The organism is Gordonia sp. NPDC062954 (assembly GCF_044543825.1).
Lineage (GTDB): Bacteria > Actinomycetota > Actinomycetes > Mycobacteriales > Mycobacteriaceae > Gordonia > Gordonia tangerina.
In genome coordinates, this window is record NZ_JBITWL010000014.1 from 101,907 (window position 1) to 119,643 (window position 17,737).

The following is a 17,737-nucleotide window of genomic DNA, read 5'->3' on the forward strand; positions in this document are numbered from 1 at the left end:
CATTCAGCTCGGGCCCCCCACCATCAGCTCGACCCGGACCGTCAGCTCACGAGCCGGTGGGCTCTCGTAAACCGATGGCATCGAACAGGACTGTGGCGGTAGCCGATTGTCCCGCCCTTGTCGGGTGATAGCTGCCCAACGACCAGTTGCGCAACGACAGACTGTCCGGCTCGTACTGGGGCGCATGCAGTCGCGGCCCCCACACCCATGGTTGGGCGCTGCACAGATCGTGCCGCTGCGCGCGCCACGGCGAGTCGGCGCCGTCGAGGTCGACGAATGTCGCGCCGAAAAGTTGCGCATTGGTGCGTGAGATCTCGTCGATCTTGTCGATGAATGCGTTCAACAGCACCACTTCCCGATCCGACATGAACCAACCGCACCGAGCGTGATACTCCTGTCCCGGCCGCGGCACCACCTGCGGGGCGCTGAGAATATAGATCCGCGCCTGCGGTGCCCGTGCCCTCACCTCGCGATGGATTCGTTGCTCATGCCGCCGTTGTTCGCCATCGAGGACGGCCATCGACCGCTCGACTGTCCGCGCATCACATTCGCCGAGCTGTACGCACGCAACCACATTCAGAAACTCCGGATTGCCGATGACCTGCATCACGACGATGTCGGCGGCCCGCTCCAGATGGTCGATCTGACGTCCCTCGTCGAACTGCGCGATCTGATCGACGTGTCGCGGCTCGGCGGCCGCGCATGTCGCATTGGTCAGCTGCGCTCCCAGCCGATCCGCGACGATCTCGACGGCCGCGTGACGGCTCCGGAAACAGTAGTTGTTCGGGCCGATGGTACCCGATCGGTACGACGACGTGTCGGCCGGCACCGATCGGTAGTCATCCGCACCCTGGCCGGAGATGTACGAATTACCCAGGGCCACCATCCGAATCGGTGGCGCCGCATTCCCGGTGACAGGTTGCGCGCCCATCGAACCCGCGCAGACGAGCACGACCAGCACCCAGATCACCGAAGATGTCGCCCTGATGGGACCCCGATGGTGCCGCGCGGCCCGGGACATCCTGCCACGATACTGTGCGCTCCCGGGGCCGGACAATGGTCCGCTCGGACGACACCGCACAGCACTACACCAGATGTAAACCCATCTCGAGCGCATCCCAGAGCTCACCGTTGCGACGACGGTACTGCGCGGGACGCAGACCTTCCCGGACGAATCCGTGTCGTTCGTACAGCGCGATCGCCGCATGGTTGTGCGGCCACACCTCCAGCACCACCTTGTGCGATCCACGTTCGCCTGCCCAGGCCAGCACTGACTGCAACAGCGCGGTCCCCACTCCATGCCGACGCTGATCGATCGCCACATGCATTCCGAATGTGATCGGTGCGGGATGCTGATCGAAGCCGATGGCACTACCGATGATTCGGCCGGTCGAGGTCACCGCCACCACCGGATGTGCACTTTCCGAGGCGAGCGCATGCCGGAACTCGCCCATCGTCGCGTCGATGTCGAGCGGAGCTTCGCGCAGAATCCAGCGACCTTCGGCTGCGACGCCGCCCCACAACTCGACGACGGCCCGGGCATCATCGGCTTCGGCGGTTCGTACCCGGAATACCCTTGCCTCATCCATGACGCGGTCAGAGCTTGGCGGCCAGGGCATCTCGGTCGGTGACCGGGAGGTCACACACCGTTCCGCGGCAGACATATGCGGCGTCAGCACCATTGACCGGACCACGGCCATCCAGCAGCGGTATCGAATCCCGTTTTCCCGCTACCACGATGGCCCCACCCGGCGCGGCGATGCGTGCGGCCGCGGCGAGATCGCCGGAACTGTCGTCGGACTGGGCCACCGCGATCTGCAGCGGACCATGCAGCCGGGCGACCGCGGTGGCCAGCCAATGCCCTGCCGATCGGGGCACCTTCGCCAACAGCACGGTCGAGCGCGCGAGTGTCTGATCGAGCAGTTCGGCATAGCGACTGGCCGGACCGAACTTCGCGAGCGCAGAAGCAGCCAGCAACGCCTCGGCGATGAGGGAGGCGCCTGCCGGAGTCGCACCATCGACGGGATCGCGCGGACGGGCGACCAGGTCATGGCCTGCCGCGTCGTACCAGGCACCCGGTTCGGCAACGTCGGCGAACAGTTCGATCGCCGCATCGAGAACCGCCAAACCCTCGTCACGCCAGGTTGTCTGACCGGTGACCTGATGCAAGGTCAGCAGAGCGGTGACGAGCGCCGCGTGATCGTCGAGAGCCGCCACCGGTGCGCCGACATGCCCGTCGAGAGAGGAGCGCCGCAGGGTGCCGTCGACGAGGTGGGTGTCGAGCAGCGCCCGCGCACACCAGGCGCCGAGGTCGATCCAGTCCGCGCGGCCGAACGTGGCCCCCGCCTCGGCGAGCGCCGTGACGGCCATCGCATTCCATGCGGTGACGACCTTGTCGTCGCGGGCCGGTTGCGGCCGCTGCGCACGCGCGGCCAACAGCCGGGCCCGCACCGACGCGAGCCGGTCGAGATCGTCGACGTCATCGGGCAACCGCAGCGTCGACGTCCCGTGTTCGAACGTTCCCGTCTCGGTGACGCCGAAAACCTCTGCCGCCCAGAGTCCGTCGTCGGCGCCGAGCACGTCGGCGAGCTGCTGCGGGGACCACACGTAGGTGGAGCCCTCCACCCCGTCGGCATCGGCGTCCAGCGAAGAGGCGAAGCCACCGCCCACCGCGAGATCGCGACGGAGGAACTCGATGGTCTCTTCGGTGACCCGCCGCGCGAGTACGTCGCCGGTCCGACGCGCGAGGTGGGCGTAGACCCGGATGAGTTGCGCGTTGTCGTACAGCATCTTCTCGAAATGCGGCACCACCCAGTCATTGTCGACCGAATAGCGAGCAAATCCGCCGGCGAGTTGATCGTAGATACCGCCGCGCGCCATCGCCGCACACGTCCGGCCGACCGCATCCACAGCGGCGCGATCGCCGTCACGTTCCGAAGCGCGCAGCAGTCCCTCGAGCAACGCCGACGGGGGGAACTTCGGTGCCCCACCGAATCCACCGGCCGCGCGATCCTCGTCGTCGAGCGTGGTCGCGACGACATGGTCGACCAGGCGATCGTCGACATCCAGATCGGCGACGGGTAAGGCGGCACTGTTGGCGTGCAGATGATCGCGAACCTTGCGTCCCATCTCGGCGATCTCGTCGCGACGCTGGACCCAGGCCTCGCTGACCGCACTCATTATCTGCGGGAAGGACGGCATGCCGCCGCGCGCGGTCGACGGGAAGTAGGTGCCGCAATAGAACGGCTCACCGCTCGGCGTGAGGAAGCACGTCATCGGCCAGCCGCCTTGGCCGGTCATCGCCACCGTCGCGTTCATGTAGATCGCGTCGATGTCGGGCCGTTCCTCCCGGTCGACCTTGATGCAGACGAAATCGGAGTTCATCTGCGCGGCAATGACGTCGTCCTCGAACGACTCATGCGCCATCACGTGACACCAATGGCACGCGGCATAACCGACCGACAGCAGGATCGGCACATCGCGTCGTGCCGCCTCCGCCAGCGCATCGTCGCCCCACTCCTGCCAGGCGACCGGGTTGTCGGCGTGCTGGCGCAGGTACGGACTGGTCGAACTGCCGAGCAGGTTAGGTGTCGGCTTTCCTTCGCTCATCGGCCTGCACCCCATCTGTTGTGTCCGGCCGACGCCCGGTTCTGCCGGCGCCCTCGCTCCCGGCGCCCTCGTCCGGATCCACGGAGTCAGTGCCGTCGTCGAACGCCTGATCCGGTTCCGGGTGGTCGGCATCGAACTTCTTGGGCAATTTCTTGAGCTGCGTGTTCATCGACCTGATCAGGAAGGCCGTGGCCACCAGCAGAACGATGATGACCAACAATCCGAGCGGCGAGGCCTTGCCGAACTCGGGTCCCTCGGGTTCCTGGGCCGCCAGCAACTGGACACCGGCGGTCAACGTCATCGGGTCCAGGACGCTCACGGCTCCTCGATTCCGGCGAACAGGTCGGTCTCCGGGATCGACGTCTTCACCCGCGTCCGCGCCAGCTCGAACTCCTCGGTGGGCCACAGCCGCTGCTGCCATTCCAGCGGAACGGCGAAGAACACCCCGTTCGGATCGATCTGGGTCGCGTGGGCACGTAGGGCATCGTCACGCTGCGGGAAGTACTTGGCGCACTCCACCTGCGTGGTCACCCGACCCATCAGGTCGCCGCGACTCGGGTCGCGCTCCCACCGCTCGAGCCATTCTTTGAACGGGCTCTCTTGGCCGTGGCGTTCGAACTCGTCGGAGAACAAGACCATGCGGTCTTTGATGAAACCGTGCGTGTAGTAGAGCTTCGAGACGGTCCACGGTTCTCCGGCATCCGGGTAGGCGTCGGGATCGCCGGCGCGCTCGTAGGCCGCGACCGAGACCTCATGATCGCGGATGTGATCGGGATGCGGATAGCCGCCGTGCTCGTCATAGGTGATCATCACGTGCGGCCGGAACTCTCGCACCGCGCGGACGAGCGCCTCGATCGGCTCCTCGATGTCGATGTCGGCGAATGAACCCGCCGGCACCGGCGGCAGTGGGTCACCCTCGGGCAGGCCGGAATCGACAAAGCCCAGCCAGGTCTGTGCCACGCCGAGCGCGGCTGCCGCGTTCGCCATCTCCTCCTGGCGGACCTCGCTCATCCGTTCCTTGATGCCCGGGCGATCCATCGCCGGGTTCAAGATGTCGCCGCGCTCACCGCCGGTGAGGGTGACGACGAGCACCTCATGTCCCTCCGCCGCGTACTTGGCGGACGTGGCGGCACCCTTGCTCGATTCGTCGTCCGGGTGCGCATGCACCGCCATCAGACGCAGACCAGCGTGGGGTCCACCTGTGTGAGATTCGGTCACGCTTCCTCACCTTCGGATCGTTACTCCTCCCATGGTAGGTATTGACGCGTGAACAGTTCAGACGGGGGCACCGGCACAGGTGACGCCGAGCCCCCTCGTAGTGGGCCGCGCGCCACCTATCCGGCAGCGCAGTCGGCACGGAGTCGGCGGAACTGGTTCATCGCACTCTCGGTGCTGGTGGTGGCCGCCGGCGTCGGCCTCGCGATCCTCGGCTACTCGCGGTTCGCCACGCCCGACGTGTCCGGTGAGGCCACCGGATACGACCTCATCGACGAGTCCACGGTCGCGGTCCAGTTCACGGTGACCCGCGCCGATCCGGGAAGTCCCGTGGCGTGCGTGGTGCGTGGTCGCTCGATCGATGGTGACGAGACCGGTCGCCGCGAGATCCTGATCCCGGGTGGGACGCAGACTCAGGTCGGGATGCGAACCGAGGTCACCACCTCCAAACCACCGGTCATCGGCGAGGTATTCGGTTGCACCGCGGATGTACCCGCCTACCTCACGGATTCGACACCGTGACGCAGAAGCTCCGCGACCGGGCGGTGTTCGCCACCCTGTCGAGCCCGTACTACGCCTACCTGCTGGCGATGTTCGTCGGCGTGATGCTGATCAGCAACATCACCGGCACCAAGGGCGTCATTCTCTTCGACGACTGGCTGCATGTCTCGCTCGGCCCCATCCAGATGGACGGTCTGGTCACCGACGGCGCGTTCTATCTGTTCCCACTGGCGTATGTGCTCGGCGACGTCATCAGCGAGGTCTACGGTTTCCGCGCGATGCGCCGGGCCATCCTGGCCGGCTTCGTGGTGCTGGCCATCGCCTCACTCTGCTTCTGGTTGACCATCGAACTGCCCGCCGCCGAGTTCTACGAGGGGCAGGAAGCGTTCCGGACGGTGGCCGGAGTGGTACCCCAGTTCCTGCTCGCCGGCCTCGCGGGCTATCTCGCCGGGGAATTCCTCAATTCGTTCGTGCTGGTCAAGATGAAGGAACGGGCAGGTGAACGCCATCTGTGGGCACGTCTGCTCGGTTCCACGGTGGTCGGTGAGTTCGCCGACACGCTGGTGTTCTGTTCGATCGCGGCCACCGCGCTGGGCATCTCCACCTGGGGCGATTTCATCAACTACACCATCGTCGGATTCGTCTGGAAGACGTTGGTGGAGATCATCATCATGCCGCTGACCTATCTCGTCGTGGGGTGGTTGAAGAAGCGCGAACCGAGCTATCAGCAAGCGCTGAACGAGGCACGTTCGCAAACTTCGGATGTGCTTTAGCTCTCAACGACTGGTATCCTCGGTAAATACACGGCTCCGCGAGGGGTCGTGTTGCTGCATTTAGAGCAGTCCATATGCCCAGGTCAAAAATGTGCTGAGGGCGCGGACAACACAAAGGAGTAACCGATGACCGACACACAGGTGACGTGGCTGACCCAGGAGTCGCATGACCGCCTCAAGGGCGAGCTGGATTCCTTGATCGCCAACCGACCGGTCATTGCTGCCGAGATCAACGAGCGTCGCGAAGAAGGCGACCTCAAGGAGAACGGTGGGTACCACGCGGCCCGTGAAGAGCAGGGCCAGCAGGAAGCACGTATCCGCCAGCTCCAGGAACTGCTGAACAACGCCAAGGTCGGCGAGGCACCGACCCAGTCGGGCGTCGCGCTGCCGGGTTCGGTGGTCAAGGTCTACTACGACGGTGACGAGAGCGACACCGAGACCTTCCTGATCGCCACCCGCGAGGAGAGCGCCAAGGACGGCTCCATCGAGACCTACTCGCCGAGCTCCCCGCTGGGCGCTGCACTGATCGACGCCAAGGTCGGCGAGACACGCGAGTACACCGTGCCCAGCGGCGCCGTCGTCAAGGTGACGCTGCTCAGCGCCGAGCCATACCACAGCTGACCGGGCGCAGTACCGGTCCATACCACGGCGGCCGGTGTCGAGACGATGTCTCGGCACCGGCCGCTGTGGTGTGTGTCCGGCGGGAGCTGCGCCCTCCCCGATGCGCCGCCAGTTATGGACCAGAATTCGAACCATGCGGTGTTGATTTCCGGTTGCGTCCCATGGACCGGAAACCTAGCCCCATCCACCGGCGTCGCCGCGACGTCATCCACAGGCCACCGAGGCATCCACAGCCACCTCACAGCAACGGCAGAGTTGGTCTCCAACCTGCGGCATCATCCTTGGATCATGAGGAAGAACACACGCAGTCCCGATGTAGCACTGGTGGTCGTCGACGACGATCCGGCCGTCCTCGACCACGCTCGAGCCCTCTTCGCCCACGACATCCCCTTCGGCGTGGTCGGCAGTCAGTACTCTGCCGTCGTCCCGTTCATGCTCGGCAACAACGGACATACGGTGGCCCTCGTCGCCGACGTCGATGACCCCGACCAACTCGCCGGGGCGATCATGACCACCGAACGCCGACTCGGGCCGGTGCGCGCGGTGATCCGCTACGCCTCTGACCTGCCGGCCGGGATGGATGGGGCCGACGGGGCGTTCGGGGCCGGCGCGTCCGCCGGCGCCGGCCTGCGCAGTACGGCGCCGGCCGCCTGACGCCAGGGCGCGTAGACGATCACCATCGCCACCGCGATCACCGCCGCCACCGCGACGATGTCGAGGATGTAGTGGTTCGCGGTTCCCACCACGACGAAGAAAGTGGTGAACGGATACACGGCGCCGAGCACCCGCACCCAGGGCCGTCGTGCATAGAGCACGATCATCAGACCCGCCCAGATGGCCCACCCGCAATGCAGTGACGGCATGGCCGCGAACTGATTGGTCATCGACTCGGGCCCCGGCGAACCCGATGTCTCCCACCAGCCCCAGGTCGCCGTCTGCGCCATCACATCGTGGTACCCGTCGTACATGCGCGGCGGCGCGGTCGGGATGAGATAGAACCCGGCCAACGCGATCAGGGTGGTCAACGCGAGCACAAGCGACGCCCGCCGATAGCCCGGCCGGTTGGTCCAATAGAGCCACACCGCCACGCCGATGGTCACCCACCAATGCAGCGTGTGATAGTGCAGCGCACTGAGATCGGCGATCCAGCGATTCTCGTTGACCCAGTGGTTCACCGGCTGCTCGATACCGATGAACAGGCGCTTCTCGAGGTCCTCGATGGCCGTTCCGTTGGCGAAGGCAGGCGCGGAATCCTTGCCGCCGAGGTTCCGCACGAACGAGTACGTCTGATAGATCACCCAGATGAGGGCGATCTCGAGCCACCAGCGAGGCTGCGACAGGTATCCCCGAACCCTGGTCAGCGTCGGATTCAGGCGAAACCACAGGCCGGCCGGTGCCGACCGCTCAGTGGTGACGTCCTCCTGCGCCGTTGCGGTCATGGCCTCCCCATCGGTGAACGTTCGACCAACAGCGGTTGTTGCTAGGTACAACTAAGTGGTACCCCAGAGTAAACCCTGGGGGATTCACGTGGCGGACGACATCCGGCCGGACCGGGCCGAAACAATCGAATCGGTGGCCGACGGGCGTCACCGGCCCCGATGCGGCGAGTTCCTGCGACGAACCGCCCGACACCGCCCCGAAGCACTGGCCTATCTCGCCTTCGGGGTGACCGCCTACATACTGTTCCGGGTCTCCGGGCTGGACAGCCACATCACCTGGGCGCATTCGGCCGCAATCGGCTACGGCACCGCTGCGGGACTCTCGATGATGCCCGCCTCGATGCGGGTACCCCGGGTACGACTGGCGCGTGTTGCCGCGGTCACCGGAGCCATCCTGGTGCCCTTCGTCACACTGTTGACCGGTCATCATCAGATGCAGGACGAGATCGCCGTGGTCTCCCGCTCGGGAAACCTGCTGCTCACCCACGGCATCCCGTACGTCCACGACGCGACCTCGGTGACCGACGTCAACCCCTACCTGCCGGTGATGGCCGTGTTCGGCCTGCCCGCAGCAGTGTTGACCCGGAGCGGGCTGGACCCACAGAGCGCATGGCAGGTCGTCGGCGACCCCAGGATCTGGTGTGCCGCCATCGCCATCGCGGGCATCTGGGGATCGATCCGCCTTCTCCGGGTCGACTCGCGAAGCGCGAGCCACGTCGCCGTGCTGCTGATCGCGTCGCCCACCATCGCACTGGAGATGTGTGCGAGCGGAGTGGATCTGCCGCTGGCAGGCCTGCTGCTGTTCGGGCTGGCTGCGGTGGCCACCCGACGCCCACGCATGGGCGCCATCGCCATCGCAGCCGCCGTCGCCATCAAATGGGTGGCGCTGCTGAGCGTGCCGATCGTCATCGCCCTGCTGGTGACTCGCTTTCCGCGCGCGGTGACCCTCAGATTCGCCGGATGGTTCGCGACGGCGACCGCGGTGTTCGGACTGCCGGCCTTCCTGTCGGTGTCCGACACGATCGCCCAGGTCCTCGAATTCCCGACCGGTCGCGGCCCCATCCCGACACCGGCACACAGCCCCATGCCCGGGGTCTTGTTGGCCTCCTTCGGCTCCGCCGGACGCAACGCCGACATGATCCTGCTCGTGGCCTGCGCGATCATCTTGGCGGTCTGTGTGCTGAGGCGTCCGCCGCGCTCGTTCTCCTCGGCGGCCACCTTCGCCGCAGCCGGATTCACCTGCTTCTTCCTCCTCGCACCGGTGGGTCGGTTCGGCTACCTGTTGGTCCCGATGATGTTGTTCGGCGTGGCCTTCATCGCCCAGCGCAGCGCGGCTTCCCGACAGCTCACGACAGCAGGCGCCACCATGCCGTGACCGGCGTGCAAGCCGACGCAAGTCGCACGAAAGAGCCGGCGGGCACTCTCGTCGGCATGACAACCTCGACCTCGACCGGCCTGGCGATCGACGCCCGCGGACTGGTCAAACATTTCGGAGCAACTCGCGCCGTCAACGGAGTGGATCTGGCGGTACCCACCGGCTCGGTGTACGGCGTGCTCGGGCCCAACGGGGCCGGCAAGACGACCACGGTCAGCATGCTCGCCACCTTGCTGCGCCCCGACGCCGGCTCGGCGAAGGTCTTCGGCTACGACGTCGTCGACGACGCCGTCGCCGTCCGTTCCCTGGTCGGTGTCACCGGCCAGTACGCTTCGGTCGACGAAGATCTCACCGCCGCACAGAATCTCGTCCTCTTCGCCCGCCTGCTGGGCTTCGCACGCCCCGCCGCGCGCGCTCGCGCCGACGAGCTGCTCGAAGAGTTCTCCCTGACCGAAGCCGCGAATCGGCCACTGAAGAACTTCTCCGGAGGCATGCGTCGCCGACTCGATCTCGCGGCAAGTCTGATCGACACTCCCCCACTGCTGTTCCTCGACGAGCCGACCACCGGACTAGATCCGCGCACCCGCGCCCAGATGTGGTCCACCATCCGCAACCTGGTCAGCCAGGGGTCGACCGTGCTGCTGACCACCCAGTACCTCGACGAAGCCGACCAGCTCGCAGACCGCATCGCAGTGATCGACCATGGAGTGGTGATCGCCGACGGCACCGCCGACGAACTCAAGCGATCAGTGGGCGCCAACACTCTGCAACTCGTTCCGAGTGACCGCGCAGACGCGGCTTCCGCCTGCGAGATCGTGGCATCGGTGCTCGGCGAGACGCCCATCCTCAGCCCCGAGGCCGCGCGCATATCGGCGGGCCTGACCCGATCCGACCTCGTCCCCGATGTGCTGATCGCGCTGCGCGAGCGCGGCATCGACATCGACGAGATCACCGTGCAGAAGCCCAGTCTCGACGAGGTCTTTCTCACCATCACCGGCAAACCCGCCGATGACGCGGAGTCCGCCGCAAAACGCAAGGAGCTCGCCTGATGACCACCACCATCGAATCCGGGACATCCCCGGCGATCACCACCACATTCGCTCGGCCGCAGGCGAAAACATCGGTGTCACTGGCCGAGACGATCCGCCAGTCGTTGTCCATGGCCTACCGCGGGGTGCTCAAGATCCGGCACAACCCGGAGCAACTCTTCGACGTCACCATCCAGCCCATCATCTTCACGCTGATGTTCACCTACATCTTCGGCGGGGCCATCAGCGGTGACGTGACCTCCTACCTGCCGGTCATCATCCCGGGCATCATGGTGCAGACGGTGGTGATGACCTCGATCGTGACCGGAACCCAGCTTCGCGAAGACATGGACAAGGGCGTCTTCGACCGCTTCCGCTCGTTGCCGATCGCGCGTATCAGTCCGCTCGCGGGCGCGCTGGGTGCCGACGTGATCCGCTACCTGATCGCCAGTGTGCTCACCATCATCATGGGCGTCATCATGGGCTGGCGCCCCGACTTCTGGGGTGTGGTGGCCTCCGCGGTTCTGGTGATGATCTGCAGCTTCGCCGTCTCGTGGATCTTCGCCCTGATGGGCTGCCTGATGAGCAAGGCGTCTGCGGTGCAGGGCATCTCGATGCTCATCATGTTTCCGTTGACGTTCATGTCGAATGCCTTCGTGCCGGTGGACACCATGCCCGGCTGGCTGCAGGGCTTCGTGAAGGTGAATCCGGTCAGCCACCTGGTCACCGCGGTCCGGGAACTGACCGCGGACGGCCACGTGGGCATCCATGTGGTGTGGGCGCTGCTCGGTGCGGCGGTGATCACCCTGGTGTTCGCCCCGCTCGCGGTCCGCGCCTACATGCGCAACACCTGACCGAACCCCCGATCACCGACGTTGCGGCGCCAGGATGGAACGGACCTCGTCCACCGCCTGGCGCCGCGATAGTGTCCGACCCCGGGCCACGAGCGCCTGCCACTCCCCGGAGGTCCGGCCCGAGATCACATCCATCGTCGAGTACACCTGGTAAAGAGACGGATAGTCTTGGCGCGCACCGAGTCTCATCGCCAATGCGAGTAGCCATGCCCCATCCGGAACCGCCCGCCCGGTTTCACACAGCAGATACCCGGCAGCCATCGCGGTCACGCCGGCCTGTGGTTGATCCTGCCATCCCGCAGCGCCGAACATCTGGTTGATGCCGTCGCCGAGGAGTTCCACGAACTCCTCGGCGGCTGCGGCATCTCCGGCCCGGACCATACCGACCACCGCGGTGCCCAACAGCAGCACCATCCCCGGATCCTGCGCACCCAGCGGATGATTGTTTTTGATGAGAAATGCTGCTCTGCAATAGATTTCACCGGCAACCTGGTGGTCGCCACGGGCAAAGGCGAGTTCCGCGTAGCCGAGCATCATCGCCCCGATCACCTCGGGATTGCCCTGCGGGTCCGGGTGCTCGGGCCGCCATCCGTCACCTGCGATCTCGAGCTCGCGCTCGGCCTCGTCCATGCGCCCGAGCGCGACGAGGGTGGCCACGAGGTAGCACCGGATCTGCATCTCCTCGTCGCGGGCGCCGAGGCGCGCGAGATCGGCGATCCCGTCCCGGTAGTAGCCGATGGCCCGGTCCCAGCCGCCGCGTTGTCCGTAGAGACTGGCGATGGTCACCTGCGTCATCCCCGACATCCACGAGTTGTGATGTTCACGACCGATGACGAGCAGCGAGAGTCCGTCGGACAGCGCCTGATCGAGGTTGCCGAAGTTCTCCCGGACATTCATCCGGATCGACAGCGCCGCGGTACGCACCTGATCATTGCTCGCCCGCGCGGCACGGGAGACGAACCGCATGGCTGCGAGCGGGTGACGCGCCAATGCGCACGCCGAGAGCAGTTCGGTCGGCTCGTCATGGATCCGGTCGGGCCGGTGCAGGCGACGAATGTAGTAGCGGCCGGTGGCCACCGAGCGATACTCGCGCCGCAGCAGCAGGTGAGCCATCGACGCGAGCACCGTGAACTGCCAACGTCGCCGCATCGAGTCACTCAGGTCGACCGACGGTGTCGGTAGTACCGCGAGGATGCGCGGACCCCACGACATGACCTCACCGTGCAGTCCGCGGACCATCCAGAATCCGCTGAGAACCGGGAAGACCGACACAACGGTGTCGATCGCCTCCCGATCTCGCGTCGCCGACGCCGCGGTGGCAGACCGGCGCAACACCCATACGAGGTTCTCGACATCGGGTGCGACCCAACGCAACAGCCGGTCGTCGACCGCGTCCCGTGTCCGCGCTTCGGCCGCGTCGGCGAACTGGCGCGCCCACCGCGCCATCGCCCTGTCGACGACCTCGGATTCGTCGGTATCCGCGCACCTGCCGAGTTGTTCCTCGCCGAATTCCCGCACCATCTCCAGCATTCGGTAGCGAATCTGCCCATCGGACTCGGTCACGTTCAGCAAGGACTGATTGACCAGGGCCTCCAGCGTGTCGTCGAGCGCGACTCCCGATCGTCCGACGACGACCCCGGCGGCCTCACCGGTGAAACCGGCGGGGAATCGGCAGAGTCGGCGCATTGCCGTCTGCGCGTCGGGATCAAGTAGTTCCCAACTCCATTCGATGACGGCGTAGAGGGTGCGGTGGCGATTGGGGGCGGTGCGGTCGGTGCCGCGCAGCAGCGCGAATCGTTCGCCGAGCCGGCGCGATATCTCGGCGACCGTCATCGTCCGGATCCGCGCGGCGGCGAGCTCGATCGCCAGCGGCAGTCCGTCGAGATGCCGGCACAGATGCGCGATCTCGTCGGCAGGGAGCTGTGCATCGGGTCGGATGGCGCGCGCACGCCGCCGGAACAACTCGACCGCCGAACCGCTGATCCCGACATCGAGGACCGGCAGCTGATAGATCTGTTCGGCCGCCAGCAACAACGGCGACCGACTCGTCGTCAGGATCGACAGCTGCGGTTCGGCGGCCAGCAGGTCGGCGACGACGCGCGCACACTTTCCCACGACCTGTTCGCAGTTGTCCAGGATGATGACCGCACGCTGACTGCGCACCGCGTCGACGAGCCGATCAGCGAGGTCGCCCACCGTCACCCGCGGTCGAGCACCACTGCCGATCTCGGTCTCGCCGACGCCCAACGATGCAGCAATGGCGGCCACCACGTCGTCGTCGTTGCGGACCGGGGCCAGCGGAACGTAGAAGACCGGCCGCCCGGTGTCGGCGAGGTCGGCGCCGACCCGGTGCGCGACCCTGGTCTTACCGACACCTCCCGGCCCCTGCACGGTCACGAGCCGGTGCTGACCTAACAAATCGACGATCTCGCGGATGTCGCCGTCCCGGCCGATGAGGTCGGATGCGTCCACCATCAGCCCCACGGTGTGCCCGCGCCGCGGAGCAGACGGGCTCCGCGGCACCGGTGCCGCGGCGTCGCCGGAGCGTTGGTCGGTCGCCAGCAGGTCTGTGTTGAGTGCGATCGCCTGCGGTCCCGGATCGACTCCGAGGTGCTGCGACAGCGTCCGTCGCAGTCGGGTGAATACCGCCAGGGCTTCGGCCACCCGACCCTGCCCGGCCAACGCCCGCATCAGATCCACATGCGCCGTCTCGTCCAATGGGTCAGCGCGACAACGCGAGTCGGCGATCTCGCGGGCCACCGCGAAGTCGCCCTCGGCCAGTGCACGCGCCACGCGTCGCTGGTCGAGCGACGACCGCAATCCGTCCGCGCGACGCCGGATCTCGGCGGTGAGACCTGATCCCGCATCATCGCCGAGATCGTCGCCGGGCACGCCTCGCCACCACCTGGCGACCGCATGCAACGCCGCGCTGTCCGGGTCGTCGAGCAGATCGGCGACGATGTCACAGTCGGTTCGGCAGTCGACGAGGCGATACCCGTTGACCCCACCCTGCAGGCGGCCGGTGCCGAGTAGCGGTCGCAGCCGCGAGATCTGGGTGTGCAGCGCCGACATCGGAGACCGGGGCGGCGCATCTGTCCACACATCGTCGATGAGCCGTTCCGCCGATCGTGTTCGACCGTCCGCGAGCGCAAGCGACGCCAGCAGACGGCGGGCGCGCACACCTGCCACCGTCACCAATGTGTCAGGATCGCGAGCTCCGACGCCCACGGCCACCGGGCCCAGCAATCCGATCACGGTGACCGCGTCGGGGGCCGGCGCCTCGGAGTCAGACACCCAGCCAGATTAGCGCCCGGTCGGATCGGTGCCACATCTCGTTGACCGGCGCAAGGACCGAGCGACCACGGTGAGCCGAGGTGACCGTGTATGAATAAAGGCCATGGCGCGCAGTTACCCACTCGAGTCCATCGACCTCGACTTCTTCGACAACGCCCCGGTCACCTACCGCATCGACGCGCATCTTCCGGTCAGTCCCCGGCGAGCCTGGGTCGAACTGACGCGACAGCACACCCTGGATTGGTGTCGGGCGATCAAGTCGATCGAGTTCGTCTCACCCCCGCCCTACGGTGTCGGCACCAAACGCAAGGCGGCGCTGGGGCCCGGATTCGCCGGGTTGAACGAGCACTTCTTTGTCTGGGACGAGAACGCCGACACCGGCGAGTACCGCAACGCCTTCTACGCCGAGAATGCCTCCACCCCGGGCCTCAAGCGCTTCGGCGAGCTCACCGAGATCTCCCCCGCCGAGGTGGGCTGCCGTCTCGTGTGGTCGTTCGCGCTGGAGCTGTCGACGTCGGCGAAGGCGGTCACGGCCTTCTCCGGTCCGACCGCGGCCACGGTGTTCAAGACCGTCGAGACCGACACGATCCGACACTTCTCGACGCTGTCACCACAGGTCTGAGGCGTCACTCCCGCAGAAAACCGGCGTCGGCCAATGCGCGTCGCACCTCGCGCTGATGCTCGGGGCCGCGGGTTTCCACGCTGACCGTCACCTGCACCTCGTCGAGGTACAGGTCGTCGGCGACCCGAGAGTGCACCACGTCGACGACGCTGGCGCCACGGTCACGGAGCAGTTCGAGCAGGGCGATCAGACCGCCGGGCCGGTCGGAGACCGTCGCGGTGACCGTGAGAAATCGTCCGGCCGCGGTCAGTCCGTGGGTGGTCACATGGCTGAGGAGCAGTGGGTCGATGTTGCCGCCCGAGACGACCACACACACCTTGCCCGACAGGTCGAGGGTCCCGGCGGCCAGTGCGGCGACGCCCGCGGCGCCGGCCGGTTCCACCACGAGTTTGGCGCGCTCGAGCATCAGCAGCAATGCGGTGCTGAGCGATTCCTCGCTGACGGTGACGATGGAGTCGACCAGTTGGGTGATGTGCTCGAACGGCACGTCGCCCGGTCGGGCCACCGCGATGCCGTCGGCCATGGTGTTCATCGCCGCCAACGCCAGTGGGTGGCCGGCGGCCAGCGACTGCGGCCATGCCGCCGCCTGCGCCGCCTGCACGCCGATGACGGTGGTCTCGGGGCGTCGCGCCTTGACCGCCGAGGCGATCCCCGCGAGCAGCCCGCCCCCTCCGGTCGGCACGACGATGGCATCCACGTCGGGCATCTGCTGCAAAATCTCGGCTCCGACGGTGGACTGACCGGCCACGATGTCACGGTGATCGAAGGGGTGGATCAAAATCGCACCGGTCTCGTCGGCGTACCGGCGGGCCGACTCGAGTGCCTCGTCGACGGTCGAACCCTCGAGGATGACCTCGGCTCCATAGGCCTTGGTCGCGGCGATTTTCGGCAGCGCGGCACCGGTCGGCATGTAGACGCGCGCACGGATACCGAGTTCGGCGGCCGACCAGGCCACCCCCTGTGCGTGATTGCCGGCGCTGGCCGCGACGACGCCGCGGGCGCGTTCCTCCGCCGACAATCGGGAGATCCTCAAGTAGGCCCCGCGTGGTTTGAACGACCCGGTGCGCTGGAGGTTCTCGCACTTGAGCCAGACGTCGCAGCCGATCCGTTCGGACAGCACCCGCGAGGCCACTAGCGGCGTGCGTCGCATCACCGTGGACAGCGCGCGCACCGCGTCGTCGACGTCGGCACCGGTCAACATGGCCGCGGCCCTCGCCTCACCCCAGCGCGTTCTCGAGATCGCCGAGCAGGTCGGCGATGTCCTCGATACCGACCGACAGCCGCACCAGGTCGGCAGGCACCTCCAACAGCGAACCCGCGGTCGACGCATGCGTCATCGCTCCCGGGTGCTCGATGAGTGATTCGATCCCACCCAGCGACTCGGCCAACGTGAAGACCTCGGTGCGGGCGCAGAACTCCTGGGCGGCAGCCTGTCCGTCCTTGAGCCGTACGGAGACCATGCCACCGAATCGACGCATCTGCTTGCCGGCCACCGTGTGTCCCGAATGTGTCGGGATTCCCGGATAGAGCACACTGTCGATCTTCGGGTGCGACGACAGGAAATCGACCACCTTCTCGGCGTTGTCGCAGTGGCGATCCATGCGCACCGCGAGGGTTTTGATGCCGCGCATGGTGAGGTATGCGTCGAACGGTCCGGGCACCGCGCCGGCACCGTTCTGCAGGAACGCCACCGCCTCGTCGAGTTCCTCGCTGTTGGTGACCAGCGCACCGCCGACGACGTCGGAGTGACCACCCAGATACTTGGTGGTCGAATGCAGCACCACGTCGGCGCCCAGCGTGATCGGTTGCTGCAGATATGGCGAGGCGAAGGTGTTGTCAACCACCAACTGCGCCCCGGCCTCGTGGGCGACCCCGGCGAGCGCCTCGATGTCACCCACGTTCAGCAGCGGATTGGTGGGGGTCTCGATCCACACCAGCTTGGTGGCCGGCGTGATCGCCGCGCGCACCGCATCCACATCGGAGACCGGCGCCGCCGAGTAGGTGATACCCCACTGGCTGAACACCTTGTCGATGAGTCGGAAGGTGCCGCCGTAGGCGTCGTTCGGGATGACCAGGTGATCACCGGGCCGCAGGGTCGCACGCAACAACGCATCGGTGGCGGCCATGCCGCTGGCGAAACCACGCCCGTAGGTGCCACGTTCGAGAGCGGCGATGTTGGCCTCGAGCACCCGCCGAGTGGGATTGCCGGTTCGGGCGTACTCGAATCCATCACGGAGCCCGCCGACCCCGTCCTGGGCGAACGTGGAACTGGCGTAGATCGGGACGTTGACTGCCCCGGTCTGCGGGTCCGGGTCGTACCCGGCGTGGATGGCCTGGGTCGAGAACCCCTGCCAGCGAGACGAATCCGCAGCGCTGCGCTGTTCACTCACTTCGATGCTCCTCGGG

The 17,737-nt window shown here is 66.6% G+C and carries 17 protein-coding genes; 8 read left to right on the top strand and 9 right to left on the bottom strand.

Translation table 11 applies throughout. The features are described from left to right. Positions 1–46: 46 nt before the first annotated feature. The 5 genes from ACIGKQ_RS14845 to mca all read right to left on the bottom strand — a co-directional run bounded on the left by ACIGKQ_RS14845 (position 47) and on the right by mca (position 4,827). Complete coding sequence (locus ACIGKQ_RS14845; RefSeq protein WP_396574253.1) at positions 47–1,021, bottom strand: hypothetical protein; 975 nt, start codon at positions 1,019–1,021, stop codon at positions 47–49. Between the two features lie 64 nt (positions 1,022–1,085). Then, complete coding sequence (locus tag ACIGKQ_RS14850; RefSeq protein WP_235723657.1) at positions 1,086–1,589, bottom strand: GNAT family N-acetyltransferase; 504 nt, start codon at positions 1,587–1,589, stop codon at positions 1,086–1,088. A gap of 7 nt (positions 1,590–1,596) precedes the next feature. Continuing rightward, a complete protein-coding gene (locus tag ACIGKQ_RS14855) occupies positions 1,597–3,609 on the bottom strand; it encodes a thioredoxin domain-containing protein (RefSeq protein WP_235723656.1) in 2,013 nt (670 codons plus the stop codon). Then, complete coding sequence (locus tag ACIGKQ_RS14860) at positions 3,584–3,910, bottom strand: hypothetical protein (RefSeq protein WP_266059895.1); 327 nt, start codon at positions 3,908–3,910, stop codon at positions 3,584–3,586. The genes ACIGKQ_RS14855 and ACIGKQ_RS14860 overlap by 26 nt, the downstream gene beginning before the upstream one ends. 14 nt (positions 3,911–3,924) lie before the next feature. Further along, positions 3,925–4,827, bottom strand: a complete 903-nt coding sequence (gene mca, locus ACIGKQ_RS14865) for a mycothiol conjugate amidase Mca (RefSeq protein ID WP_266059623.1) — start codon at positions 4,825–4,827, stop codon at positions 3,925–3,927. 48 nt (positions 4,828–4,875) lie between these two features. Here mca and ACIGKQ_RS14870 point away from each other — a divergent pair, with 48 nt between their 5' ends. The 4 genes from ACIGKQ_RS14870 (at position 4,876) to ACIGKQ_RS14885 (ending at position 7,373) form a co-directional block, all read left to right on the top strand. Next, positions 4,876–5,346 carry a DUF4307 domain-containing protein gene (locus ACIGKQ_RS14870; protein ID WP_235723654.1) on the top strand — a complete coding sequence of 157 codons (471 nt, stop codon included), beginning with the start codon at positions 4,876–4,878 and terminating at the stop codon, positions 5,344–5,346. Next, on the top strand, positions 5,343–6,098 hold the full coding sequence (locus tag ACIGKQ_RS14875; RefSeq protein WP_235723653.1) for a queuosine precursor transporter: 756 nt from the start codon (positions 5,343–5,345) through the stop codon (positions 6,096–6,098). Before ACIGKQ_RS14870 ends, ACIGKQ_RS14875 begins: the two co-directional genes overlap by 4 nt. Before the next feature lie 126 nt (positions 6,099–6,224). Next, a complete protein-coding gene (gene greA / locus ACIGKQ_RS14880; RefSeq protein WP_160903146.1) occupies positions 6,225–6,719 on the top strand; it encodes a transcription elongation factor GreA in 495 nt (164 codons plus the stop codon). Between the two features lie 288 nt (positions 6,720–7,007). Then, positions 7,008–7,373 (top strand): hypothetical protein, encoded by a 366-nt coding sequence (locus ACIGKQ_RS14885; protein ID WP_396574257.1) that lies wholly within the window; start codon positions 7,008–7,010, stop codon positions 7,371–7,373. Here ACIGKQ_RS14885 and ACIGKQ_RS14890 read toward each other — a convergent pair. Next, positions 7,271–8,158, bottom strand: a complete 888-nt coding sequence (locus ACIGKQ_RS14890; RefSeq protein ID WP_396574259.1) for a phosphatase PAP2 family protein — start codon at positions 8,156–8,158, stop codon at positions 7,271–7,273. The genes ACIGKQ_RS14885 and ACIGKQ_RS14890 overlap by 103 nt on opposite strands. 88 nt (positions 8,159–8,246) lie before the next feature. On the opposite strand from ACIGKQ_RS14890, the gene ACIGKQ_RS14895 reads away from it, so the two are divergent. From ACIGKQ_RS14895 to ACIGKQ_RS14905, 3 genes are read left to right on the top strand one after another with little or no spacing between them, the layout of a single operon-like run. After that, positions 8,247–9,533, top strand: coding sequence for a hypothetical protein (locus ACIGKQ_RS14895; protein WP_396574261.1), 1,287 nt, complete (start codon positions 8,247–8,249; stop codon positions 9,531–9,533). Positions 9,534–9,589: 56 nt separating this feature from the next. Further along, complete coding sequence (locus ACIGKQ_RS14900) at positions 9,590–10,582, top strand: ATP-binding cassette domain-containing protein (RefSeq protein WP_396574263.1); 993 nt, start codon at positions 9,590–9,592, stop codon at positions 10,580–10,582. Then, positions 10,582–11,415, top strand: coding sequence for an ABC transporter permease (locus tag ACIGKQ_RS14905; protein ID WP_396574265.1), 834 nt, complete (start codon positions 10,582–10,584; stop codon positions 11,413–11,415). Before ACIGKQ_RS14900 ends, ACIGKQ_RS14905 begins: the two co-directional genes overlap by 1 nt. Positions 11,416–11,427: 12 nt before the next feature. On the opposite strand, the gene ACIGKQ_RS14910 is transcribed toward ACIGKQ_RS14905, so the two are convergent. Beyond that, complete coding sequence (locus ACIGKQ_RS14910; protein WP_396574267.1) at positions 11,428–14,709, bottom strand: BTAD domain-containing putative transcriptional regulator; 3,282 nt, start codon at positions 14,707–14,709, stop codon at positions 11,428–11,430. A gap of 103 nt (positions 14,710–14,812) precedes the next feature. Here ACIGKQ_RS14910 and ACIGKQ_RS14915 point away from each other — a divergent pair, with 103 nt between their 5' ends. Next, a complete protein-coding gene (locus ACIGKQ_RS14915; protein ID WP_235723646.1) occupies positions 14,813–15,331 on the top strand; it encodes an SRPBCC family protein in 519 nt (172 codons plus the stop codon). A gap of 4 nt (positions 15,332–15,335) precedes the next feature. On the opposite strand, the gene ilvA is transcribed toward ACIGKQ_RS14915, so the two are convergent. Then, positions 15,336–16,532 carry a threonine ammonia-lyase gene (gene ilvA, locus ACIGKQ_RS14920; protein WP_266059631.1) on the bottom strand — a complete coding sequence of 399 codons (1,197 nt, stop codon included), beginning with the start codon at positions 16,530–16,532 and terminating at the stop codon, positions 15,336–15,338. Positions 16,533–16,548: 16 nt separating this feature from the next. Beyond that, positions 16,549–17,721 (bottom strand): cystathionine gamma-synthase, encoded by a 1,173-nt coding sequence (locus tag ACIGKQ_RS14925; protein WP_266059632.1) that lies wholly within the window; start codon positions 17,719–17,721, stop codon positions 16,549–16,551. Positions 17,722–17,737: the final 16 nt, after the last annotated feature.

Excerpts from the sequence above, each read along its gene's own strand:
- ACIGKQ_RS14845 (WP_396574253.1), bottom strand. The coding sequence starts at position 1,021 with ATGTCCCGGGCCGCGCGGCACCATCGGGGTCCCATCAGGGCGACATCT.
- ACIGKQ_RS14850 (WP_235723657.1), bottom strand. The coding sequence starts at position 1,589 with ATGGATGAGGCAAGGGTATTCCGGGTACGAACCGCCGAAGCCGATGAT.
- ACIGKQ_RS14855 (WP_235723656.1), bottom strand. The coding sequence starts at position 3,609 with ATGAGCGAAGGAAAGCCGACACCTAACCTGCTCGGCAGTTCGACCAGT.
- ACIGKQ_RS14860 (WP_266059895.1), bottom strand. The coding sequence starts at position 3,910 with ATGACGTTGACCGCCGGTGTCCAGTTGCTGGCGGCCCAGGAACCCGAG.
- greA (WP_160903146.1), top strand. The coding sequence starts at position 6,225 with ATGACCGACACACAGGTGACGTGGCTGACCCAGGAGTCGCATGACCGC.
- ACIGKQ_RS14885 (WP_396574257.1), top strand. The coding sequence starts at position 7,008 with ATGAGGAAGAACACACGCAGTCCCGATGTAGCACTGGTGGTCGTCGAC.
- ACIGKQ_RS14890 (WP_396574259.1), bottom strand. The coding sequence starts at position 8,158 with ATGACCGCAACGGCGCAGGAGGACGTCACCACTGAGCGGTCGGCACCG.
- ACIGKQ_RS14900 (WP_396574263.1), top strand. The coding sequence starts at position 9,590 with ATGACAACCTCGACCTCGACCGGCCTGGCGATCGACGCCCGCGGACTG.
- ACIGKQ_RS14905 (WP_396574265.1), top strand. The coding sequence starts at position 10,582 with ATGACCACCACCATCGAATCCGGGACATCCCCGGCGATCACCACCACA.
- ACIGKQ_RS14915 (WP_235723646.1), top strand. The coding sequence starts at position 14,813 with ATGGCGCGCAGTTACCCACTCGAGTCCATCGACCTCGACTTCTTCGAC.
- ilvA (WP_266059631.1), bottom strand. The coding sequence starts at position 16,532 with ATGTTGACCGGTGCCGACGTCGACGACGCGGTGCGCGCGCTGTCCACG.